This is a genomic window from Bdellovibrio sp. HCB-110 (assembly GCF_047323225.1).
Classification (GTDB): Bacteria; Bdellovibrionota; Bdellovibrionia; order Bdellovibrionales; family Bdellovibrionaceae; genus Bdellovibrio.
Window position 1 is genome coordinate 364,935 of the sequence record NZ_CP178750.1, and the last position, 19,576, is coordinate 384,510.

General features: G+C 44.7%; 25 protein-coding genes and 1 riboswitch. Of the genes, 14 read left to right on the forward strand and 11 right to left on the reverse strand.

Annotated elements, in window-relative coordinates; translation table 11 throughout:
* Window positions 1-6 precede the first annotated feature (6 nt).
* Together ACL934_RS01700 and rnk are read left to right on the forward strand one after the other, a co-directional pair.
* Complete coding sequence (locus tag ACL934_RS01700; protein ID WP_413612957.1) at window positions 7-897, forward strand: phosphate/phosphite/phosphonate ABC transporter substrate-binding protein; 891 nt, start codon at window positions 7-9, stop codon at window positions 895-897.
* A 203-nt stretch (window positions 898-1,100) separates the two neighbouring features.
* Window positions 1,101-1,505, forward strand: coding sequence for a nucleoside diphosphate kinase regulator (gene rnk / locus ACL934_RS01705; RefSeq protein ID WP_374077088.1), 405 nt, complete (start codon window positions 1,101-1,103; stop codon window positions 1,503-1,505).
* Here rnk and ACL934_RS01710 read toward each other — a convergent pair.
* The gene (locus ACL934_RS01710; RefSeq protein ID WP_374077089.1) at window positions 1,502-1,888 is read right to left on the reverse strand and encodes a cell wall hydrolase; all 387 of its coding nucleotides are present in this window, start codon (window positions 1,886-1,888) and stop codon (window positions 1,502-1,504) included. The genes rnk and ACL934_RS01710 overlap by 4 nt on opposite strands.
* Before the next feature lie 127 nt (window positions 1,889-2,015).
* On the opposite strand from ACL934_RS01710, the gene ACL934_RS01715 reads away from it, so the two are divergent.
* Window positions 2,016-3,005: an NAD(P)H-quinone oxidoreductase gene (locus ACL934_RS01715; RefSeq protein WP_374077091.1), complete on the forward strand. Its 990-nt coding sequence runs from the start codon at window positions 2,016-2,018 to the stop codon at window positions 3,003-3,005.
* Here ACL934_RS01715 and ACL934_RS01720 read toward each other — a convergent pair.
* Window positions 3,002-3,727 (reverse strand): helix-turn-helix domain-containing protein, encoded by a 726-nt coding sequence (locus ACL934_RS01720; RefSeq protein WP_374077093.1) that lies wholly within the window; start codon window positions 3,725-3,727, stop codon window positions 3,002-3,004. The genes ACL934_RS01715 and ACL934_RS01720 overlap by 4 nt on opposite strands.
* A 92-nt stretch (window positions 3,728-3,819) precedes the next feature.
* Here ACL934_RS01720 and ACL934_RS01725 point away from each other — a divergent pair, with 92 nt between their 5' ends.
* The 3 genes from ACL934_RS01725 to ACL934_RS01735 are packed head-to-tail and all read left to right on the forward strand — an operon-like array spanning window position 3,820 to window position 6,822.
* Window positions 3,820-5,097 carry an aminopeptidase P N-terminal domain-containing protein gene (locus ACL934_RS01725; protein ID WP_374077095.1) on the forward strand — a complete coding sequence of 426 codons (1,278 nt, stop codon included), beginning with the start codon at window positions 3,820-3,822 and terminating at the stop codon, window positions 5,095-5,097.
* 42 nt (window positions 5,098-5,139) lie between these two features.
* A complete protein-coding gene (locus ACL934_RS01730) occupies window positions 5,140-6,078 on the forward strand; it encodes a YeiH family protein (protein ID WP_374077097.1) in 939 nt (312 codons plus the stop codon).
* Between the two features lie 9 nt (window positions 6,079-6,087).
* A complete protein-coding gene (locus ACL934_RS01735; RefSeq protein ID WP_374077098.1) occupies window positions 6,088-6,822 on the forward strand; it encodes an extracellular solute-binding protein in 735 nt (244 codons plus the stop codon).
* Here ACL934_RS01735 and ACL934_RS01740 read toward each other — a convergent pair.
* The 3 genes from ACL934_RS01740 to ACL934_RS01750 form a co-directional block, all read right to left on the reverse strand.
* Window positions 6,819-7,652, reverse strand: coding sequence for a penicillin-binding transpeptidase domain-containing protein (locus tag ACL934_RS01740; protein ID WP_374077100.1), 834 nt, complete (start codon window positions 7,650-7,652; stop codon window positions 6,819-6,821). The two genes, ACL934_RS01735 and ACL934_RS01740, sit on opposite strands and share 4 nt — an antisense overlap.
* A gap of 69 nt (window positions 7,653-7,721) precedes the next feature.
* On the reverse strand, window positions 7,722-9,797 hold the full coding sequence (locus ACL934_RS01745) for a TonB-dependent siderophore receptor (protein WP_374077102.1): 2,076 nt from the start codon (window positions 9,795-9,797) through the stop codon (window positions 7,722-7,724).
* Window positions 9,798-9,828: 31 nt separating this feature from the next.
* Window positions 9,829-9,931, reverse strand: a riboswitch (TPP riboswitch).
* Between the two features lie 42 nt (window positions 9,932-9,973).
* The gene (locus tag ACL934_RS01750) at window positions 9,974-10,684 is read right to left on the reverse strand and encodes a lysophospholipid acyltransferase family protein (protein ID WP_374077104.1); all 711 of its coding nucleotides are present in this window, start codon (window positions 10,682-10,684) and stop codon (window positions 9,974-9,976) included.
* Between the two features lie 112 nt (window positions 10,685-10,796).
* Here ACL934_RS01750 and ACL934_RS01755 point away from each other — a divergent pair, with 112 nt between their 5' ends.
* Window positions 10,797-11,075 carry a GNAT family N-acetyltransferase gene (locus tag ACL934_RS01755; RefSeq protein WP_374077106.1) on the forward strand — a complete coding sequence of 93 codons (279 nt, stop codon included), beginning with the start codon at window positions 10,797-10,799 and terminating at the stop codon, window positions 11,073-11,075.
* On the opposite strand, the gene ACL934_RS01760 is transcribed toward ACL934_RS01755, so the two are convergent.
* Window positions 11,076-12,311 (reverse strand): multidrug effflux MFS transporter, encoded by a 1,236-nt coding sequence (locus ACL934_RS01760; RefSeq protein WP_374077108.1) that lies wholly within the window; start codon window positions 12,309-12,311, stop codon window positions 11,076-11,078.
* A 203-nt stretch (window positions 12,312-12,514) separates the two neighbouring features.
* On the opposite strand from ACL934_RS01760, the gene ACL934_RS01765 reads away from it, so the two are divergent.
* The 3 genes from ACL934_RS01765 to arsC all read left to right on the forward strand — a co-directional run bounded on the left by ACL934_RS01765 (window position 12,515) and on the right by arsC (window position 14,177).
* A complete protein-coding gene (locus tag ACL934_RS01765; protein WP_374077109.1) occupies window positions 12,515-13,231 on the forward strand; it encodes a transglycosylase SLT domain-containing protein in 717 nt (238 codons plus the stop codon).
* A 31-nt stretch (window positions 13,232-13,262) separates the two neighbouring features.
* Window positions 13,263-13,760 carry a thiol peroxidase gene (gene tpx, locus ACL934_RS01770; protein WP_374077111.1) on the forward strand — a complete coding sequence of 166 codons (498 nt, stop codon included), beginning with the start codon at window positions 13,263-13,265 and terminating at the stop codon, window positions 13,758-13,760.
* A gap of 69 nt (window positions 13,761-13,829) precedes the next feature.
* Window positions 13,830-14,177 (forward strand): arsenate reductase (glutaredoxin), encoded by a 348-nt coding sequence (gene arsC, locus ACL934_RS01775; RefSeq protein ID WP_374077114.1) that lies wholly within the window; start codon window positions 13,830-13,832, stop codon window positions 14,175-14,177.
* Window positions 14,178-14,199: 22 nt separating this feature from the next.
* Here the strand turns inward: arsC and ACL934_RS01780 are convergent, their stop codons facing one another.
* Window positions 14,200-14,478: a hypothetical protein gene (locus tag ACL934_RS01780; protein WP_374077116.1), complete on the reverse strand. Its 279-nt coding sequence runs from the start codon at window positions 14,476-14,478 to the stop codon at window positions 14,200-14,202.
* A 336-nt stretch (window positions 14,479-14,814) separates the two neighbouring features.
* Here ACL934_RS01780 and ACL934_RS01785 point away from each other — a divergent pair, with 336 nt between their 5' ends.
* Entirely contained in the window at window positions 14,815-15,114 is a 300-nt protein-coding gene (locus ACL934_RS01785) for an RNA recognition motif domain-containing protein (RefSeq protein WP_374077118.1), read from the forward strand.
* 271 nt (window positions 15,115-15,385) lie between these two features.
* Here the strand turns inward: ACL934_RS01785 and ACL934_RS01790 are convergent, their stop codons facing one another.
* A complete protein-coding gene (locus ACL934_RS01790) occupies window positions 15,386-16,285 on the reverse strand; it encodes a LysR family transcriptional regulator (protein ID WP_374077119.1) in 900 nt (299 codons plus the stop codon).
* A 121-nt stretch (window positions 16,286-16,406) separates the two neighbouring features.
* Between ACL934_RS01790 and ACL934_RS01795 the strand changes: the two genes are divergently transcribed.
* Window positions 16,407-17,159, forward strand: a complete 753-nt coding sequence (locus tag ACL934_RS01795; protein WP_374077121.1) for an SDR family oxidoreductase — start codon at window positions 16,407-16,409, stop codon at window positions 17,157-17,159.
* A 10-nt stretch (window positions 17,160-17,169) separates the two neighbouring features.
* On the opposite strand, the gene ACL934_RS01800 is transcribed toward ACL934_RS01795, so the two are convergent.
* Together ACL934_RS01800 and ACL934_RS01805 are read right to left on the reverse strand one after the other, a co-directional pair.
* A complete protein-coding gene (locus ACL934_RS01800; RefSeq protein ID WP_374077123.1) occupies window positions 17,170-17,658 on the reverse strand; it encodes an RrF2 family transcriptional regulator in 489 nt (162 codons plus the stop codon).
* Entirely contained in the window at window positions 17,658-18,137 is a 480-nt protein-coding gene (locus ACL934_RS01805; RefSeq protein ID WP_374077124.1) for a carboxymuconolactone decarboxylase family protein, read from the reverse strand. Before ACL934_RS01805 ends, ACL934_RS01800 begins: the two co-directional genes overlap by 1 nt.
* Window positions 18,138-18,340: 203 nt before the next feature.
* On the opposite strand from ACL934_RS01805, the gene ACL934_RS01810 reads away from it, so the two are divergent.
* Both ACL934_RS01810 and ACL934_RS01815 read left to right on the forward strand, forming a co-directional pair.
* Entirely contained in the window at window positions 18,341-18,793 is a 453-nt protein-coding gene (locus tag ACL934_RS01810) for an SRPBCC family protein (protein ID WP_374077126.1), read from the forward strand.
* Complete coding sequence (locus ACL934_RS01815; protein WP_374077128.1) at window positions 18,777-19,121, forward strand: ArsR/SmtB family transcription factor; 345 nt, start codon at window positions 18,777-18,779, stop codon at window positions 19,119-19,121. The genes ACL934_RS01810 and ACL934_RS01815 overlap by 17 nt, the downstream gene beginning before the upstream one ends.
* A gap of 8 nt (window positions 19,122-19,129) precedes the next feature.
* Here the strand turns inward: ACL934_RS01815 and ACL934_RS01820 are convergent, their stop codons facing one another.
* Window positions 19,130-19,570 carry an OsmC family protein gene (locus tag ACL934_RS01820; RefSeq protein ID WP_374077130.1) on the reverse strand — a complete coding sequence of 147 codons (441 nt, stop codon included), beginning with the start codon at window positions 19,568-19,570 and terminating at the stop codon, window positions 19,130-19,132.
* Window positions 19,571-19,576: the final 6 nt, after the last annotated feature.

Sequence of the window (19,576 nt, forward strand, 5' to 3'; positions counted from 1 at the left end):
CTTGTGGTGAAGAAAATACTCATCCTGATGTCCTCGTGTTTTTTAATGTCTTGCACATCGCATGAGCAACTCGGAGGCGAAAAAAATCCGATTCATTTTGCTCTCGTGCCAGGACAAGACACTGCCGTTCTGTTAGAAAATGGTAAGCTTTTAGAAAAATGGATTCATCAGCAGACAGGTCTTCATGTGAAGATGCAAGTGCCCGTGAATTTTGTCGCGGTGGTTGAAGCTTTGGGTTCTCAGCGCGTTGACGTCGCGATCCTGAATACCTTTGGATACCTTTTAGCTCACGACAAATATGGAGCAAATGCTCGCCTGATTGGTGTGAATCTGGGGCGCTCCGAATATTGGGGGCAGATCATCACGAAAGATCCCAAGATCAAGACCTTGCAGGACCTTAACGGAAAAAAAATCGCGTTTGTCGATCCTGCCTCCACATCGGGATATGTGCTTGCGGCAAAACTATTCAAAGACGAAAACATTAAGCTAGGCGAAGTGATTTTTGCGGGAAAACATGACAGCGTTGTAACCATGGTTTATCAGGGAAGAGTGGATGCCGGCGCAACTTATCATACTCCCGCCGAAGACGGAGTTCCGCAGGATGCGCGTCGCTTGGTGAAGGATCAATATCCCGACGTCTTTGAAAAAATCCGAATTCTTAAAATGACTGGGCCTATTCCGAGCGAGCCTGTGGTCTTCAGAAAAGATTTTCCTAAGGATCTTCAGGAAAAAATCGTCGTCGCACTCAAGTCATTTCCCACAACTCCAGAGGGAGCAAAGGCTCTTAAAAATCTTTATCATTTGACGGGTTTTAAGGACTGCACAGACAAAGATTATGATGAAACTCGGAAAATTCTTTTGGACTTGGGCAAGAAGGTCCAGGATCTCGTAAAGTAATCAGACACTTAGCAGGTGGAGCGGAGGCCCTTGATAATTTTTCTTCTTTAGGGTCTAATAGATTCATGTGCCGTTCAACGTCTAAAAATCCAATTCTGAGATTTTGTTGCAGCAGAAAATTTCTGCTGAAGGCCGTTTAGTACTCTTTTTGCTCCCTCATATTTAAATAAATTCTCTACCACATTCTCATTTAGGAGGACTGTATGAACACAGAAAACCGCATTTTTATTACTGATCAAGATTATCATCGTTTAACGGCGTTGGTCTCTCAAGTAGAAGGTCAATGGGCGGAAGCTCTCGAAGAGGAACTCAGTCGTGCTAACGTTATTTCACAAAAAGAAATTCCTCACGACGTCGTCACAATGAATTCACGCGTGAAATTCTTGGATGAATCCACGGGCTCAGAAAGTGAAATGACATTGGTCTATCCACAAGATGCAAAACTGGAGGCGGGCCGCATTTCTATTCTTGCACCAGTGGGAATCGCATTGCTGGGTTTGAGTGCTGGACAGTCTATTGACTGGAAAATGCCTAACGGAGCGACAAAGAAACTCAAAGTTCAGGAAGTTATTTATCAGCCCGAAGCTTCAGGTCAGTTTGAACTCTAGTTGCGCAACTCAACGCAAATAAGTCCACGCCGTTCTGAATTTTTATTGTAGGTCGCGCGAAACTCTCGAGAGCCTTGGCTGTAAGAGAGTTGCGCGTCGACTCGAAGATTTGGTGAATACCAAAGTTGTACGTAAGTTTGATTGTCTAAAAGAGGAATTTGGTAAACTTTCGTGGCTGTCGATTCTGTCACGATAAAGTTTTGAATCAGATCCACTTTTCCTAACTCCATATTCGCAGTCACATCAAAATATTTTTTCATGCGCACAGAAGAAAATCCGTTGGGGTCTTCCTCGAAGCGGCATGTGTAGACTGAGCTTTCGTCCGCGACAGCGATCGAGCTCAATAAAGACGCGGCAAGAAGGAAGTGCTTGATGAATCTCATACACTCCTTATCGAAATTTGCGGGAAGGACTTAACGCCAGGACACTGGTCTATGGGCTAGAAAGCTTCTGTGAATAATGCATTTTGACTCTCTTAGAGCCTGAGTTAATGATAGGTCCGAGGTGAATATGCGAGTCATTGAAATCAAAACTCCTGGTGGCCCCGAAGTTCTTCAATTGCAGGAACGAGAACGTCCTGTGCCGGGACCGCATGAGGTTTTGATTGAAGTTCACGCAGCTGGCGTGAACAGACCGGACTGCGCTCAACGACAAGGTACTTATCCTCCGCCTCCGGGAGCTTCTGATATTTTAGGTCTGGAAGTCGCAGGAAAAGTGATCATTTGTGGAGACAGGGTGGCTCGTTGGAAAGTGGGTGATTCTGTTTGCGCTCTCATTTCAGGGGGAGGCTATGCAGAGTATGTCACGGCTCCAGAAGGACAATGCCTGCCGATTCCTAAAGGCATGGATATGGTTCATGCAGCGGCTTTGCCCGAAACTTTTTTTACGGTTTGGACGAATGTATTTGAAAGTGGGCGTTTGCAAAAAAGCGAAAGTATTTTGGTTCATGGAGGTTCTGGAGGAATCGGAACAACGGCCATTCAAATGGCTCATACTTTGGGTGCGAGAGTTTTTACCACGGTTGGAAAAAAAGAATCCGTGGAGCCATGCAAAGCCTTGGGCGCAGAGAGAGTTATTCTTTATAAAGAAGAAGATTTTGTAACGGCGGTGAAGGAAGCAACAGAAGGACGGGGAGTTGATGTTATTCTTGATATGGTGGGCGGAGATTATTTCGTTCGCAATCTCGAGGCTCTTGCTCCCATGGGGCGACTGGTGCAAATCGCCACTTTGAAAGGAACTCACGTCGAGCTTGATTTAAGAAAAATGATGTCCAAGCGTTTGACTCTGACGGGGTCTACGCTACGAGCAAGGTCCGTATCGGAAAAAACGCATATTGCTCAGTCCTTGGAAAATAATATTTGGCCTCTTTTAGCTCATGGAAAAATGAAGCCGGTGATCTATAAAACATTTCCTCTGGAGAAAGCGCGGGAAGCCCATGAACTTATGGAGTCTAGTGCGCACACGGGGAAAATTGTTTTGGTAGTTAAACTTACGTTCTAAGTATCAAAAACACCTTTTTGCACGACGGCCACAAGAGCCGTAAAATTCTTTAAATCATTTTTATTCATGGTCAGTTCTTCACCTTCAGAGTCCTGAACCGCTTCGTCCAGGGCTTTTGAAAGGCGTTTTAATAGTTCGTTGTAAGCATCTTGTGAAAGCTTCATGGACACTAGACGGTGAGTGGAGTTCTCATTTTCTTTCTCGGCTAAGGAGCGACGCAGAGTCAGCTCGGACCATTCTCGATTTAAAGTTTTGGCAAGCTTGGATTCGTCGGACCATTTAAATTTCCCAAGATGTTGGGCACGATAATGTCCTTTGCGAGAAGTCAGTAAATCCAAAGCGACAAGTCGATCTAAAAGTTTTTTAAGTTCTGATTTACTCAAGCCTTGAAGTTTTTCAATTTCCGCAAGGTCACATTTTTCAATGACCAAGCGCCAGTAGACGGCGAGAAGATGACGGTTCTTAAGAAGAGCATCTTCTTGTTGTACGGTCAGTAAAACTTCAGAGATGGACGTTTTTTCGGAAAGAGAAAAGAGCTGACCCGGCAAAATTCCCAGGGAATCACAAATTTGCAAAACACGACGAAAAGAAATGTCTTTGGCGTTGAGCATTTTTTTAACACCAGACTCTGTCATTTTCAGTTGTTCAGCTAGATCGGTGTAGGTCACACCGCGGGCTTTGAGAGCTTTTTTAATAGCCGAAAGATACTGAGAATGTTCCATGGTCTTCTCCTTGTCAGGACCGTAAAGTACCTAAATAGGGAACTTTGTATGTTACTATTTAGAATATAGTATCCCTTACCTATACTCAAGGTATGGAAACATCCGTATTTAAAAAAAGAAGACAAGACCTAAGTTCCCAGTACTCGCGCACACTCTTTGTTATTTCGTCTGGAAGTGAGGCTATGCGCTCTCACTCCGTGGCCTATCGGCATAAAACGGCCGGAGACTTCCTCTATCTCTGTGGTGTTGAGGTGATTGATGCCGTCTTAGTTGTTGTCGGCGCCACAACCTATCTGCTTTCGGAGGCCTTTAATAAAGAGGCCTCCGTATGGGACGATGGTTTTGCGTTGACTGCGACGGACAAAGAAAAGTTGGCGGGAGTTCGTTTTGAGAATCTTGAAAAATTAGAAGAAATTCTTCGCTCTCACTTTGATGAGTGCGATCGCATCGCCTTGCCTATAGGACGAAATCGGAAAATAGATGGGATTCTTCTTTCGGCAGTGTCTTATGAGCACCGACATTGTGGACGTGTTTCTAATACACCACTGGCCATTTGTGATTCACGAACACTCGTGGGATCTTTAAGACAGATAAAAACGGCTGAAGAAATTTCTTTTATGAAAGAGGCGGGGGCGCGATCTTCGTTGGTGCACACGGAACTGATGCGCCAGAACTTTCTGGGTCAATCTGAACGAAGTGTTGTGAACTGGATAGAGTCCCGCTTTATGGAACAGGGAATGCAATGGACGGCTTATGAAAGCATTGCGGGCTCGGGAGAAAGATCGACGATTCTGCATGCGCGAGGCACTGAGAGAATTCTTCAGGCAGGGGAAGTCTTGCTTGTCGATGCGGGCGGCGAGTGGAAGGGTTATTGTTCCGACATCACACGAGTTCTGCCAGTTGGAAAGACTTTTTCAGACGAACAAAAAGCCATTTATCAGATTGTCCTAGATGCCCAAAAAGCGGTTCTGAATGCGGTGAAACCTGGAGAGTCTTTAAAGAGTTTGCATGAGTTGGCTTTAACAGTTCTGTCGGAAGGTCTTCTGAAAGAGGGATTTAGCAAAGACTATGTCCGTGAATCTCTTCGTCAATTGATGCCGCACTCGACGTCCCATTGGATCGGTCTCGATGTGCATGATCCTTCTCCTTACTTCGATGATTCAGGAAATTCATTGAAGTTGCAGGAAGGAATGTGCTTTACGGTGGAGCCAGGAATTTATTTCCGCAAAGGCTTAGGTGCTCCGTCCAAGTATGAAGGCATTGGTGTACGAATCGAAGATGATGTTGTTGTCACTGCTAAGGGATGTGATCTTTTGACTTCAGTTCCTAAAGAAATTTCAGAGGTCGAATCCCTGAGAGCAAGCTTGTAGTTAGAATCAATTCGAGAGAGGATAGATCTGAAAGAAGGATCTATGTTGGCTCAAATACTTATTCCTGCCGCAGCTCTCTTGTGTTTTGCTCCTTTTATTTCCTCGGGTGTGGCGCTTTTTATGGGGGTGGCTCTGGCCATGTGGTTGGGGAACCCTTATTTGGAGAAAACTCGAAAGATCACTCATTCCCTTCTTGGCATTTCCGTTATGGGAATGGGAGCGGGAATGAATTTGGAAGTGATTGGCAAAGTCGGCTTGCAAGGAGTCGGTTACACGATCGCGGGAATTTCTTTAGCTCTGTTCATGGGTGTTCTGCTTGGTAAGCTGTATAATACCGAAAAAGACACCTCTGTCTTAATCACCGTGGGCACTGCGATTTGCGGAGGAAGTGCTATCGCCGCTGTCGCACCTGTTATCAAAGCCAAACACCACGAGGTGTCTGTCGCTTTGGGAACAGTCTTTTTGCTAAATGCCGTGGCTCTTTTTATTTTTCCGCCGTTAGGACATTTTCTGGGTTTATCGCAACACCAATTTGGTTTGTGGAGTGCTTTAGCGATTCATGATACCAGCTCCGTTGTCGGTGCATCCATGCAATTTGGTGCGGAAGCCTTGCAAGTTGGCACGACTGTAAAATTAGCGAGAGCTCTTTGGATTGTTCCCGTAGCCTTTGCGATTGGATATGTTTATTCAAAACAGAATGAGGCCGGACCAAAACAAAAAGCCAAGAAGCCGTGGTTCATTTTAGGTTTCTTGATTGCGGCAGCGATTGTCACTTGGGTTCCAAGTCTTCAGCCCGCAGGGGAGATGATCAACTCCGTCGCAAAAAGAATGTTGGTCGTGACTTTATTCTTGATCGGTTCAAGTCTCACTCGGGACACAGTTCGCGCCGTCGGTGTGAAACCATTTCTACAAGGAGTCACACTGTGGATCGTTGTCGCCAGTGGAACGTTGGGTGCAATTGTATTAGGTTGGATTCATTAAGGGGTGTGTATGTTTAAATCTTTGATTTTAGTTTTTGTTCTTCCTTTCGCAGCCCAGGCGCAAACGACTTTGCAAGTGTTTGGTCCCGGCGGGCCGGCTCCAGCGATGAAGGCGTGTGCCGGAGCTTTTGAAAAAGAAAAAGGAATCAAAGTGAATGTGACGGCGGGCCCTCTGGAAAAATGGCTCCAACAAGCAGAGAGTGCAGATGTGTTTTATTCTGGATCTGAAAACATGATGGATTCATTTGCAGAAAAAATATCCAACTTGGATGCGCAAACGATCCAAACTCATTATTTAAGACCTTCGGCTATTTTGGTTCGTCCGAAGAATCCTAAGAAAATTCGTGGCATCAAGGATCTTGTTCAAAAGCCTTTGAAAGTTATTGTTGTGAATGGCGCAGGACAAGTGGGAATGTGGGAAGATATCGTCGGCGGTCTTAAAAGTGCTGAAGCTTTAAATAAGTTCCGTGCGAATATCGTCTTTGCCGCAAAGAATACCGGAGAAGCTGAAAAAAAATGGAATGAAGATTCTTCTATCGATGCCTGGTTGGTTTTCAATATTTGGGGAACTCGCAATCCTGAAACGGCGCAAATTATTCCCACTGAAAAGAATCTGACGATTTATCGTTCAACAGGAACGGCTCTGGCTAAGACTTCAAAGCAAAAAGAGCAAGCGATTCAGTTTGTTGATTTCGTAAAATCAAAAACATGCCGCAAGCTCTTTGAAAAAGAAGGTTGGTTTTAGTAAAGGCCTCGGTCTTTAAGAATTGCCAGGAGGGCCTCTTTCGCCAGACGCCCTCCGCCGGTTTCAGAAGTTGGAGTCAAATCATTCAAAGTGACGACGGCCAGATATTCCTTTCCTTGTCCCTCGATATGGGCCACAAACCATCCTAAGCGTTGTCCGTTATCTACACCAAAATTTCCAGATCCCGTTTTTCCGTGAAGTGTGAACCCACGAGGAGTTGTCTCTAGGAAAGTGAGTTTGCGAGTCAACTCCAAAGATTTTTGAGAAACTGGCAATGAGTTTGTCCAAAGTTTCTTCCAAAATTCAATTTGTTCATATCCCGAAATCAAGACAGAGGCCTTAGGAGTGAGCCAAGCGTCGTCCAATCCTCCAGAGAAGTCCTTATTACCGTACTCAAGTTTGTTCAAATAGGACTGAACTTTCTTTCGTCCCATTTTTTCTGTGATTCGTTGTGAATACCAAACAGTTGAATATTTCATCCAGCTCGCTGCCGTTTGATCTTTATTCCAATCTGGGAGCCATCTCTGTTTGCCATCCCATTTGTACAGAGTGTTTTCGTCCTTTAAAACTCCCGCATCAAAAGCGGCGAGGGCCAAGGGAACTTTGAATGTGGAGCAAGGGGCCGTTCGCTCTTTGCATCGCTCAGGATTGAACTCTTCCACCCATTTTGAGTTCTTCATATCGTAAAGTAAAAAACAACCGTTCACATTGGGAAAATAACTTTCCATTTTCTTAGGTGCGGGTTCTGGCTTCGCCATTTCTTTGCTTGAGCAAGAAAGGACATTTAAAGCTATCAAAGTTGAAATTAGAATTGTGGTTGTGTTTTTCATTCTCTCAGTATTTATCTCGCGGATAAAAAATGCAATAGGCATGGGCTGCTGAAACTAGGCCACACCTTTTTAAAGAGAAGCCTGAAGACTTAAATAAAAACTGCGAGCTTCTCCCGGATATAAATAAATATGTCCGTACTGAGTTGGCGATTCTTTCCAGTAACGTTGGTTTGTCACATTATCCACAGAAAGACGCCACATTAATTTTGTTTCTTCCCAAGTGTGTGCATAAGATGCCCCTAAGTCCCAACGTGTCCAGGCTGGAAGCATGATGCTATTGTCAGCAAGAACGGCGCGCTCACTTTCATGAGAAAGTCGCGTATTGAAAGCAAGACCCGGGACTCCAAGAACTCTGTAAGCCGCCTGCATACGCAATGTGTTTTCAGGAACATTTACGGGTTTTTTCCCGTTGAGATCAGGAAGAAGAGTGCTGCCTTTGCGAGTGGCTTCAAGCCTCATGGCTGAAACTCCAAGCTCCCAAGAGCCCCACTCTGTAGAGGTTTGTACTTCGACCCCGCGATGTTCGGCCTCGCCGTCGATTTGGTAATCCGGTTTTAAGTCAGTCACAACAGGACGAGTGATTTGGAAAGCTGCGATATTCCAATGAACCTCTTTCCCACCACGCAGGCCCACTTCGATCTGTTTGCTGGTCACATCAGGAATAAATTCCCCGGGGTGAGTGTAGTCATTTTTATTAGGAGTGACGAAAGATTCCAGACCCTGACCGAAACTTGTGTAGGCCATCACGTTTTCAAAATCATAAGAAAGTGCGGCCCACGGAGTTGCAAAATTTTGAGTATAGTCAATGTTGCGAGATCCATCTGTGCGGAAACTGCTACGATTGAGATTTGTATAACGAAGTCCCAACCAGCCTTTCCACTTTCCCAGCTTTGCAGAATCAGAAAGTGAAATTTCATAAGTGGCGGTGTCACGATTTGTACTTTCGTCATTCAAAGTGGGGTTCGGAGTTCCTACGCCGGTTCCCTCAACATTGCCAACACCCGCATAGTTGTAAGCCTGACGTTGAAAGCGTTCACGTGTCGAGTTTCCCAAGAAACCCAAAGTTAACTGATGGGAAACATCTCCAGTGATAAATCCACCTTGCAACGCCGTTTTTGCAGCGTAGGTCTTGCGCGTTTCATCTTCACTGCGATAGTCGTACATATCGTAAGTGCCGTCAGAACAATAACGGTCATAGTTGTTTTCAGCACTGCAACCAAAAGGATAAGCCAAACGATCATTGGTTGTGAGATCTTGAGCTCCAGCGGCAAAAGACCAACTCCATGGCGCACTTAAGTTTTGAGTGTATTTGACAGAACCTGTGAGACCGAAAAATTCCACGGGTTCTGTCCAAGATTGATTGTTGAGATTTAAAGTAGGCTCAACGGGATCAGGAAGATTATTTCCGAGAAGACTAAATCCGGCTTGGCTTGGTTGAGATCTTTGGGACCATTCAATTTCAGCTTCCAGAATAGAATTACTGTCGATACGCCAGTCCGTTGCGATGCCAACGAGAGAGCGAGTTCCCGAAGTTTTTTTAAGATGTGGCTCAAGTTTTTCATGAGCAAGATTAAGTCGATAACCAAACTGTTCAGCATTCTGAAAATGACCGCCGACATCCACGGCTGTCAGGACGTTTCCTTGTTCACTCACTTCTGTACGCAAAACTTTCAAAGATTTATTCGTGGGGCGTTTGACTACATAGTTCACCATGCCGCCCGGAGATCCCGCTCCGGCTTGAATTCCCCCCAGGCCCTTAAGTATTTCTACGCGTTCTTTATTTTCAAGACCGATGGAAGTTTCAGCGCTGATAGGAAGGCCTTCGCGTTGAAAGTTATAACGGTTCTCTAAAGTAAATCCACGAACGGAAAGATAGTCCCAGTAACCAGTGGCGTTGTAGCTATCCGTGGTGGAGGCATCAATCAAGGTGATGTCAGACAGGCGATGCAGGCCGTTTTCTTCAATGGTCTTGGTGGAGACCGATGTCGCAGAAAGTGGAAGATCTTTTTCGGGGATGTCACCAAAGCCAGAAATATCTAGGACTTCAGGGGTTGAAGGATCTGTAATTCGAATGGTGGAGATTTCAGATTCAGCACGTGCTTGAGTAGCATTGAGAAGAAGAAGAAGTAATAATTTTTTTACCATGATCCATCCTAATGGCAGGAAAAAGTCATGGTTTAACCATTACTTGCTTCCCTGCGCGAGCATTATCTCTTTCAGGTTCAAAGGGTTTTTCTCAGCCAGCAAAGACATCTTTACTAGCACCCCTAGCGTTTCAGGTGTGGGTTATGTGGCAAGATCAGAGTTCAGTCAAATGATATTTATGGATGGGCCATTTTCTCCTCGCACCATTCTTTAATGCGCAGGCAATCTTCCACGGGTTTTTGAATGTGAACGGGCTCGCCGAACTCGATTTCGACTTGCAGGTGTTTGTGCTTAACTAGTCGGAATAAGTGCAGAATAAAGTTGTCATCATCAATGTAAGCGACTTCGCGTAATGGTGTGTAATGAAGACGCACGGGAACTACCGGAACATTGAGTTCGTGGGCAATTTCAAAAACTCCTTTGCGCCATTTTTCTGCTTTAAAGATCTTTGTCGTTGCGGACGGAAACACGATGATTTTCTTTTTTTCTTCAGTCAGTGATTGAGTCAAAGCCTTGCGAACTCCCTCCCGAGAGCTTTTGCTTTCACGTTTTACGAAGACAGTTTCGATACGTTTTGCCGCCAGACCTATGAGAGGCCAGTTGGCCACTTCACTTTTACTGACGAAGCAAGCTTCCGGTATTTGATTCATCACCAAGGGAATGTCGAGATAGCTAATATGATTACAAACATAAATGGCCGGATGCGAGAGAGCTTTTGCCGGATTGTGTTTCTGAATCACGCGCAAATTCAGATGCTGAATGAGTTCTCGGGTGAAGCGTTTTTTTAGATCTCGATAACTGGCGCCTTCATAATCAGAAAGACGGAGATAGCGCCACATTTTGCTAAAAATCTGAATTGTCCGTTGAGTTTGAGTAAAGACAGCCATGGAAATCCCTCCTCGTCGATTTAAGGCTATCACTTTGATTTTTGTTGAATTGAAAAGATTGTGTTTGGATTTGGTACAGAGAGATCCCTTATGATTTAAGAAGGAGTACTTTATGGAAATAGAGAGAGTTGCAGATAAGAAATTTTCGACGAAAGTTGAAGGCGGGGAAGCCGTTCTTATTTATCGAAGAGGGCCAGAGAACTCATTTGATATTCTTGGTGTGGAAGTTCCTCCTCCGGCGAGAGGAAAAAATGTGGCTGATCAACTGATGCGCGAAGCCGTGAAGGCCGCAAGGGCAGAGAACGTAAAAGTCGTTGCTTCCTGTTCCTATGCGGTTCACTGGTTTGATACACATCCCGATGAAGAAGACATCCTTCTTCACGAGAGATAATCAGTGCGCCATCATTCCCGCATCTTCAGGGCCGACTTCCACCTTGTGAGAGATCTTACGGCTTCCCAAAACCAAGGTGCCAAGGGCCAACAAAGACGACACTGTGAAAATCGCAGCGATGGGGAGGATCTGTTGAGCCTTCAGAATGCCCACGCTCACAGAGGCGAGCGCGCCAATTCCCATTTGTAAGAATCCCACCAAAGCGGAAGCGCTTCCGGCGTTTTTTGCAAATGGAGCTAATGCCAACGCAGCGGCATTGGGGTTGGCAAGACCTGCACAAGACAAATAGCAAAATAGAATCCCGATAGTTCCTGCAAGCCCGTACCAACCTCCGGAAGCACCCAATAAAAAGATAAATCCGAAAACAGTGAGACCGCCTAAGGCCGTCAGTAAAACTTTTTCGTTACTGAACTTACGAAGAAGATAAATATTAAACTGACTTGCGCCAATGAATCCCGCCGCGAGGAGTGCAAAGATCCACCCATACACTTGCTCACTGACTTTGAAGATCTCCATAAAAATAGTTGGAGACGCAGCCAAGTACACAAACAGTCCCGAGAACGCCAACGCTCCTGCCACAGAATAAGTATAGAACTGCGGATCTTTAATAATGGAGAGATAGTTTTTAAAAATAAGACCGGGATGAAGAGAATGCGATTTATCAGGAGTATATCCCGTCGGCAGATAAAAGACGGAAACACCCAACATCAAAACACCAATCACAGTAAGTACGACAAAGACAGACTGCCATCCAAACGCCGTTGCTAAATAACCTCCGGCTGTCGGAGCCAAGAGTGGAGACACACCTAGGATCAACATCAAAAGAGAAAAGACTTTTGCACTTTCCTTTGGAGAGAAGAAATCCCGCACCATGGCCATGGCGGCGACATTCGCAGCACAGCCGCCCACGGCCTGAATAAAGCGGAAGATCACAAGAGTGTCGACGGATTGAGAAGTCAGACATCCAATAGTCGCAAGAATATAGAGGATCAATCCAACATAGAGAGGCTTCTTTCTGCCAAAACGATCTAAGAGAGGTCCATAGAAAAGTTGACCGAATGCCAGTCCGATAAAGTAACTGGAAAGAGAAAGAGAGTCTTCAGAAACACTGGTGTTCAAACTCTCTGCCATTTTTGGAAACGCGGGGAGATACATATCAATGGAAAATGGACTCAGAGCGGTGAGCGCCCCTAAAACAAGGATCAAAGAAAAGTTACTATGTTTTGTTGAATTCAAGGGAGGCCTCTCTGGAGTCGACGAACTTAATGTAACTTTTATAGATACATTAATGATGTTTGTCAATAGTAAATTGTACGCGAAGTCACATATAGTGAAAGAGGGTTAGACACAAGTCTTGATAGTTGCCCTCGCGAACAGAATAAAATTTTGACAGTTTTTTCAAGAGTCAAGAGCCGCCAATTTCTGCCGATGTGGTACCTATGAAAAACACCACACTACAAATCACATTTTTATTGGCGGGTTTATTAATCTCTAACACTGCGTGCTCTATGGCGCAACGTCCTCCGACGTCATCCGATTCTTCCTCGAATTCTTCAACATCGACTCCAGAAACGGAAACTCCTCCTCCAGCAACGACCGTAGATCCTTTGCGTGAAGTGATTCCTCTTTGGGAAAGTAAGAACTCTAAGGGTAAAGAGTGGTCCGCGCATGTGGATCGCGAGCTGGATAAATTGGGACAAAATCTTTTGGACGTTATCCCGGCGGATGCGAGCGTGTTCTGTCCTAAATACAAAAGTCTTTCTTATGCACAACGCAAACAGTACTGGGCGTTTTTGATTTCTTCCATGGTTCGTTTTGAAAGTAACTTCAATACCAACGCTTCTTACACAGAGGCCTTCAATGACAGCAACGGGAAACGTGTTGTGAGCCGCGGTCTTCTGCAAATCTCAATTGAAAGTGGTAATGCATACGGTTGCGGATTTAGAACTGCCCAAGAGCTGCATGATCCCATGAAAAATCTGAGCTGCGGTATTCGTATCTTGGATCGTTGGCTAGGTCGTGACGGACGAATCGCAGGTAAAGTGAGTAATGCTTGGAGAGGTGGGGCGCGTTATTGGTCGGTATTACGCTCCACAAACTCGACTCCGTATAAATCCATTGTCAGTTGGAGCCAGAATCTTTCCATTTGTAAATAATGGTGATACCGTCCCTAAAAAAGGAGCTTTCATGGCATCAATCACACTTAAAGGAAATCCTGTAAATACGTCTGGTCAACTTCCTGAAAAAGGAACTGTGGCTAAAGACTTTAAATTGGTAAAAAACGATTTGTCTGAAGTTTCATTGCAATCATTCGCGGGTAAGAAAAAAGTTCTTAATATCTTTCCAAGCGTTGATACAGGAACTTGCGCGGCATCTGTTAGAAAATTCAATCAAGAAGCAGCGAAGTTGAACAACACTGTTGTTTTGAATATCTCTGCGGATCTTCCATTCGCACAAGCTCGTTTCTGCGGCGCTGAAGGTATCAAAAATTGCGAAACGATCTCTAGCTTCAGAAGCACATTCGGAAAAGACTGGGGATTGCAAATCACAGATTCTCCTTTGATGGGGCTTTTGTCTCGCGCCGTTGTGACACTTTCTGAAGACAATAAAGTTCTTTACGTAGAACAAGTTTCAGAAATCGTGGATGAGCCAAACTACGAAGCAGCTTTGGCTTCTATCGTTTAAGAGTTTTAAGACGGAAAAATCAACGGTGGAACTTCATTGGTTCCGCCGTTTTTATTTTTAGGGAACGCTATGAGCAAGTGGACAATTTATTACAATCCTCAGTGCAGTAAATGCCGTGAGGCTTTGAGTCTTCTTCAAGACCATAAGATCGAACCTCAAATTGTCGAGTATTTAAAAGCTCATCCCACGGAAAAAGATTTACGGGACATTGTTGGCAAACTGGAATCCCCTGTTTCCTCGTTAGTACGAACGAAAGAGGCTGGGTATCAAGAGCTGAACTTTGATATCAATTCGACTGAGGAAGTAGTTAAGAACTTGGCGAAACATCCTCGCTTGATCGAGCGCCCGATCGTAATTAAAGATGATATCGCCGTGATTGGCAGACCTGTGGAAAATATTAAGAAGCTCCTGTCTTAGGAGCTTCTCGTAGAGTGTCGATTTACTCTTCCATCATTCCATGACGGCCTTTTTTATCCATCATAGGGCAGGCCTCTTTACCCATTTCTTTGCATGAAGTTTTCATCTCAGCTCGACAATCATTCACGGCTTTGTTTGTGCGTAAACAGGTCGCCATATTCTCATGCATTTTCGCCATGTTTTCGCGTTGAACATTGGTCCATTCCATCTTAGGCATTTTTCCCATCTTGTCTTTATCGGCGCTCGCAAAAGGTCCACTGAATGTAAGGGCTAAAAGTGTCGCAAAAAATAAATGCTTCATGATTTGTCCTTTCGTTAAATGAATTGCGCTCTCAAATACTAAATCTCGATCCCTCAAAGGAAAGCTCTATTCAGTGAAGTTGAGAAAATGCATCGCACCGATCAGCAGAGAATGTTAGGAAGCATGTTCAACTGCGAAATGATTATAGGGGTCGAGTTTATTTTTATGATCAAAGCTGCGGTGATCGACTTGAAGGTATATTCCAGTCTAGTAATTTTATTGATGTATCTATTATCAGCTATCGGTGTTCTAGTGGGGATACATGTCGTTCTCATCCTTCATTAGATGTCCTTTTGTCTGTTGTGAATGGCCCCTAGGCTTTTAATGGAGGCATCAATGGGAAAAAAATTATACGTAGGAAATCTTGCCTACACAGTGGATTCAAACCAACTAGCAACACTTTTTTCTGACTTCGGAACTGTGGACTCGGCAAACGTCATCACAGATCGCGAAACGGGCCGTAGCAAAGGTTTTGCATTTGTTGAGATGTCAGCAGACGGTGAAGCTCAAACAGCTATCTCGAAACTTAATGGTATGGAGTTGAGTGGTCGTGCAATGAATATCTCTGAGGCGAAACCTCAAGAGTCTCGCGAGAACAACTCTCGTGGCAGATTTACGTCACGCAAATCTTACTAAGCAAATCTTTTTAGATCTTCTGGAAAGCCGTCGTTTTCATGGCGGCTTTTTTCTTTTCTTAAACTGAAAGTATTGCGAAACTAATGACAAAAACACGCTGTCCGAACATGAATCACGGAAAATCAAATGCCCGAGTCAAATACTGTCCAAACTGTGGGGAGCTTTTCAACTCTTCCTTGATTGGTCAATGTGATGAAGCCAAACATCAATATCTTCGCAAGAACCGCAGTCTGTTTTGCACTGATTGCGGCAAGAAGCTGATAAAATAATCCTATTCAACATAGGACCTCATCAGGCCTTCGACCCAATCCATAAAGAGTTGAACTCTTTTGGCAAGATTTCTTCTGTGAGGGTAAACCAATGACACTGGCATGGGGTCGGCCTTGAATTTGGGAAGAATCTCAATCAATCGTCCGTCCTTCAAAAGTGTTTTGGCTCCGACATAGGGAACTTGAATAATCCCTAAGCCCGCAAGGCAAGCGGAGGTGTAGGCATCCGTATTATTTACGGTGATGCTGGCATTCATTTTTATTGAGCGATATTTTTCCCCGTCAAAGTATTCAAACCCGTCAGGTTTCGTTCCCAAAGTCGAAACATAGTGAATAAGATAATGATCTTTGAGATCCTCAAGTTTCTTTGGTTTGCCATGGTCTTCTATGTAAGAAGGGCTTGCGCAATTAACCAGAGTCAATTTCCCTAAGTGGCGTGCAATCAAGCCGGAATCTCCAAGGCTTCCTACACGCACCACGCAATCGAAACCCTCCCGAATCAAATCCACTTTCCGATCTGAACAGCTGAACTCTATTTCAACGCCCGGATATTTTTTAAGAAACTCAGGCAAGCGGGGAAGAACCAGGTTTCGTGCGACACCGACACCCATGTCGACACGAATGCGACCTGTGACGTTTTCAGAGCTTGCGCGAAACATCGATTCCACATCTTCGACATCAGCTAGAAGATCCTTGCAGCGTTCATAGAAATTAAGTCCGTCTTGAGTCATTTGTACTTTGCGGGTCGTACGATGGAGAAGGCGAGCTCCCAATAAAGTTTCGAGTTGTTGAATACTGGTGGAGATAGTGGCCTTTGGCAGACTCAGGCTTTCGGCTGCTTTCGTGAAGCTGGCAAGGTCTGCGACTTGTACAAAGATTTGCATACTTTCCAAACGATCCATTAGGGTTCCCTCTAATATTGTTCGTTATTTTTGAACAGTGTTATCAAAAACACCGTATTTATCAAATATATCAGAACAGTTATTCTTAAGCCATAGGAACGATCTTATCAAAGGAGACATTATGAAAATCGCATTGGTGACTGGTGGCAGTCGTGGCTTGGGAAAAAGCACAGCATTGGCTTTAGCAAAGAAAGGTGTCGGTGTTATTCTGACTTACAATAGCAAAAAAGAGGAGGCTGAAAAGGTGGTTTCCGAGATCATTGGTGGCGGTGGAAAGGCTGTGGCTCTTCAATTAGATGTAGGGAAAAGCGATACCTTCGCAGGGTTTGTTAGAAATGTACAAACACTCTTACAAAGCAATTGGAATACCAAAACTTTTGACTACCTAGTGAATAACGCAGGAATTGGTATTAATGCGCCATTTGCTGAATTTACAGAAGCGCAATTTGACGAACTGATGAATATTCATCTCAAGGGACCGTATTTTTTAAGTCAGAAACTTTTACCACTTATAAACGACGGCGGACGCATTATTAATTTCTCATCGGGCCTGGCTCGTTTTGCAATTCCTGGATATTCCGTTTACGGCGCCCTGAAGGGAGCTGTCGAAGTACTGACTCGCTATATGGCGAAAGAGCTGGGGTCTCGCGGAATCACGGTGAATGTTGTGGCACCTGGCCCGATTGAGACGGATTTTGGTGGAGGTCGGGTGAGAGATGACAAAAATATGAACGGATTTCTCGCTTCACAAACTGCGTTGGGAAGAGTGGGTGAAGCCGATGACATCGGATTGTTAGTGGCGCATCTTTTGTCGGAAGAAACTCGTTGGGTGAATGCGCAGAGAATCGAAGCCTCGGGTGGTATTTTTATTTAGTATATTGAAATTAAGAGCGCTTCGACAGAAGCCAGTCTAGGCCTCGTTGAAGCGTTTCTTGAGGAACAGACTCTGCAAGATCTTTTCCGAGCATTTCTAAGTTCATCGCTTGAAGTTCTTTTCTCCAGGCGTCGTCGGCGCGATTCATCACTTTAGCGATCACGCAGACGCCTGAAATTTTGTCGGACTTTTTCAGACAAGGATTGTTTCTGCGAATTTCCATGCAGTTGAAGGTTCTACGCGTTCCTTCAACTGCTTCTACGATGTCTAAAAAAGAAATGTCTTTAGGACTCTTTGCAAGTCGATACCCTCCGGTAGGGCCAAGAGTAGTATCCACAAGGCCTGCTTGGGCTAGGGCTTGCAGGGCCTTGGATAGATACTCTTTAGGAACTCCATGGAACTCCGCCAAATCTTTGGTTGAAATGTACTGATCGGGTGGAAGCCCGCTCAGTACACTACAACAATGAAGAGCCCATTCGACTTGATTGCGAAGAACCATTACACCAATCCTATTTTATCGACGCCGAAAAGTTTGTCTAAAGAACCTGCTTCGTTTCTGAAGGCGACACCGAAACGATTCCACATATTTATAATACCAATGGTAAAGGTCAAATCAGAAAGCTCTTTTTCAGAGAAGAAAGTTCTCGCTCTGTCAAATTGAGCGTTCGAAACTCCTTTTGGATCAATGCTTGTCAGAAGCTCCGCCCACTCCAAGGCCGCTTTTTCTTTTTCGGTGAAAAGATTCGACTCATGCCAAAGAGCGAGATGGTGAAGTCTTAGTTCTCGCTCGCCGTGGGTGCGTGCTTGTTTGCTGTGAAGATCCAAACAGAACAGACAACCGTTGATTTGTGACACGCGAATTTTCACCAGATCGCGGAGGTTGTTGTCTATTGAAGACGTGTACTGTGTTTTTTCTAACTCGAGAAGACTTTGATAAGACTCAGAAGAAAGTTGCGGGTAGTTTAAACGAATGCTCATGGCAGACCTCATTTCTAATTAAGGATATTATATATCCTTAATTAGCGGGTCCGCAAGAGTGTTTTTGATGGATGCATAAGTATCTGATTATACTTGGTTTAATTGTTTTCAAGGGTTCTTGATGTTTGTGTGCTCACACAAAAGGCAACTATTTGGTTGCATTTAAAATAGGGTGGATATACTATGCAACCAAGAGGTTGCGTATGGAAAATCGTATCGAAAAGAAGATTGAACTTAAGGCTTCCATTTCCCGCGTGTGGCAGGCCCTCACGGATCATCGCGAATTCGGCGAATGGTTTCGCGTAAAACTAGAAGCCCCCTTTTCGCCTGGAAAAACTTCGGTGGGATATATTACCTATCCTGGGTACGAGCATCTTAAGTGGGAAGCCGTTGTTCAGAAAATGGAACCAGAAAAGTTATTTTCATTCACTTGGCATCCTTATGCCATAGAGCCTGACATAGATTATTCGCAAGAAACACCAACGCTTGTTGAGTTTCGTTTAGAAAAAACAGCGACGGGAACATTATTGACTCTCACAGAATCCGGTTTTGATAAAGTTCCAGCGGATCGCCGTTCTATGGCGTTCCGAATGAATGATGGCGGCTGGACAGAGCAAATGAAGAATATCGAGGCCTACCTTGCGCAAAAATCTTAGTGGAGCAGCCGCAAAGATCCAGACCCATGCTCCGATCTTTGCGGCTCTCGGCGATGAAACCCGTCTGCATTTAGTAAAAAAACTTATTGATGGAGAAACTCATTCTATTTCGGATCTGACCGAAGGTTCCAAGGTCACTCGCCAAGCTATCACCAAACACTTGCGAGTGTTGCAAGGCGTGGGACTTGTTGAAAGTGTGCGCTCGGGGCGTGAAACACTTTTTGAACTCAATCCTCAGCCCCTTCGGGACATTCAAGAATATTTAGATTTGGTTTCAAGTCAGTGGGACCAAGCCTTAGGAAGACTTAAGGCCTTCGTGGAAAAATAATCTTCCGGTTATTCGAAACGAACGTGGTCTTCCGCCACTTTTTCGCCATTTACATGAACGGTGTAAAAAATCGGACAAGCTTTGGAAAGCATAGCGGCTGTCCCGCTATATTGGTGCGTCGAGCGTTTAGCAGCCTCTATAACTTTTGTTGCATCAATGGATGAACCTTTGACGAGGTAACTAAGATCGATACGAGAAAAGACTTTCGGATGCTTATCAGTAAGAGGAGCTTTGGCTTCTAATTCCAAACTGTCATATGCGACCTGAAACTTCGCAAGCAGATCAATCACGTCAGTCCCCGTGCAGGCGCAAAGAGCTGAAAGCAATAACTCCTTAGGAGTTGGTCCCTGGGGTGTCACTTCGGGCGGGGTGACATCAATGTCCCCATGCATGCCGCGAACTTCAAATTGGAAATGGTGTCCGTCGATCTTTTTTACTCGTGCGCGCATATTTCC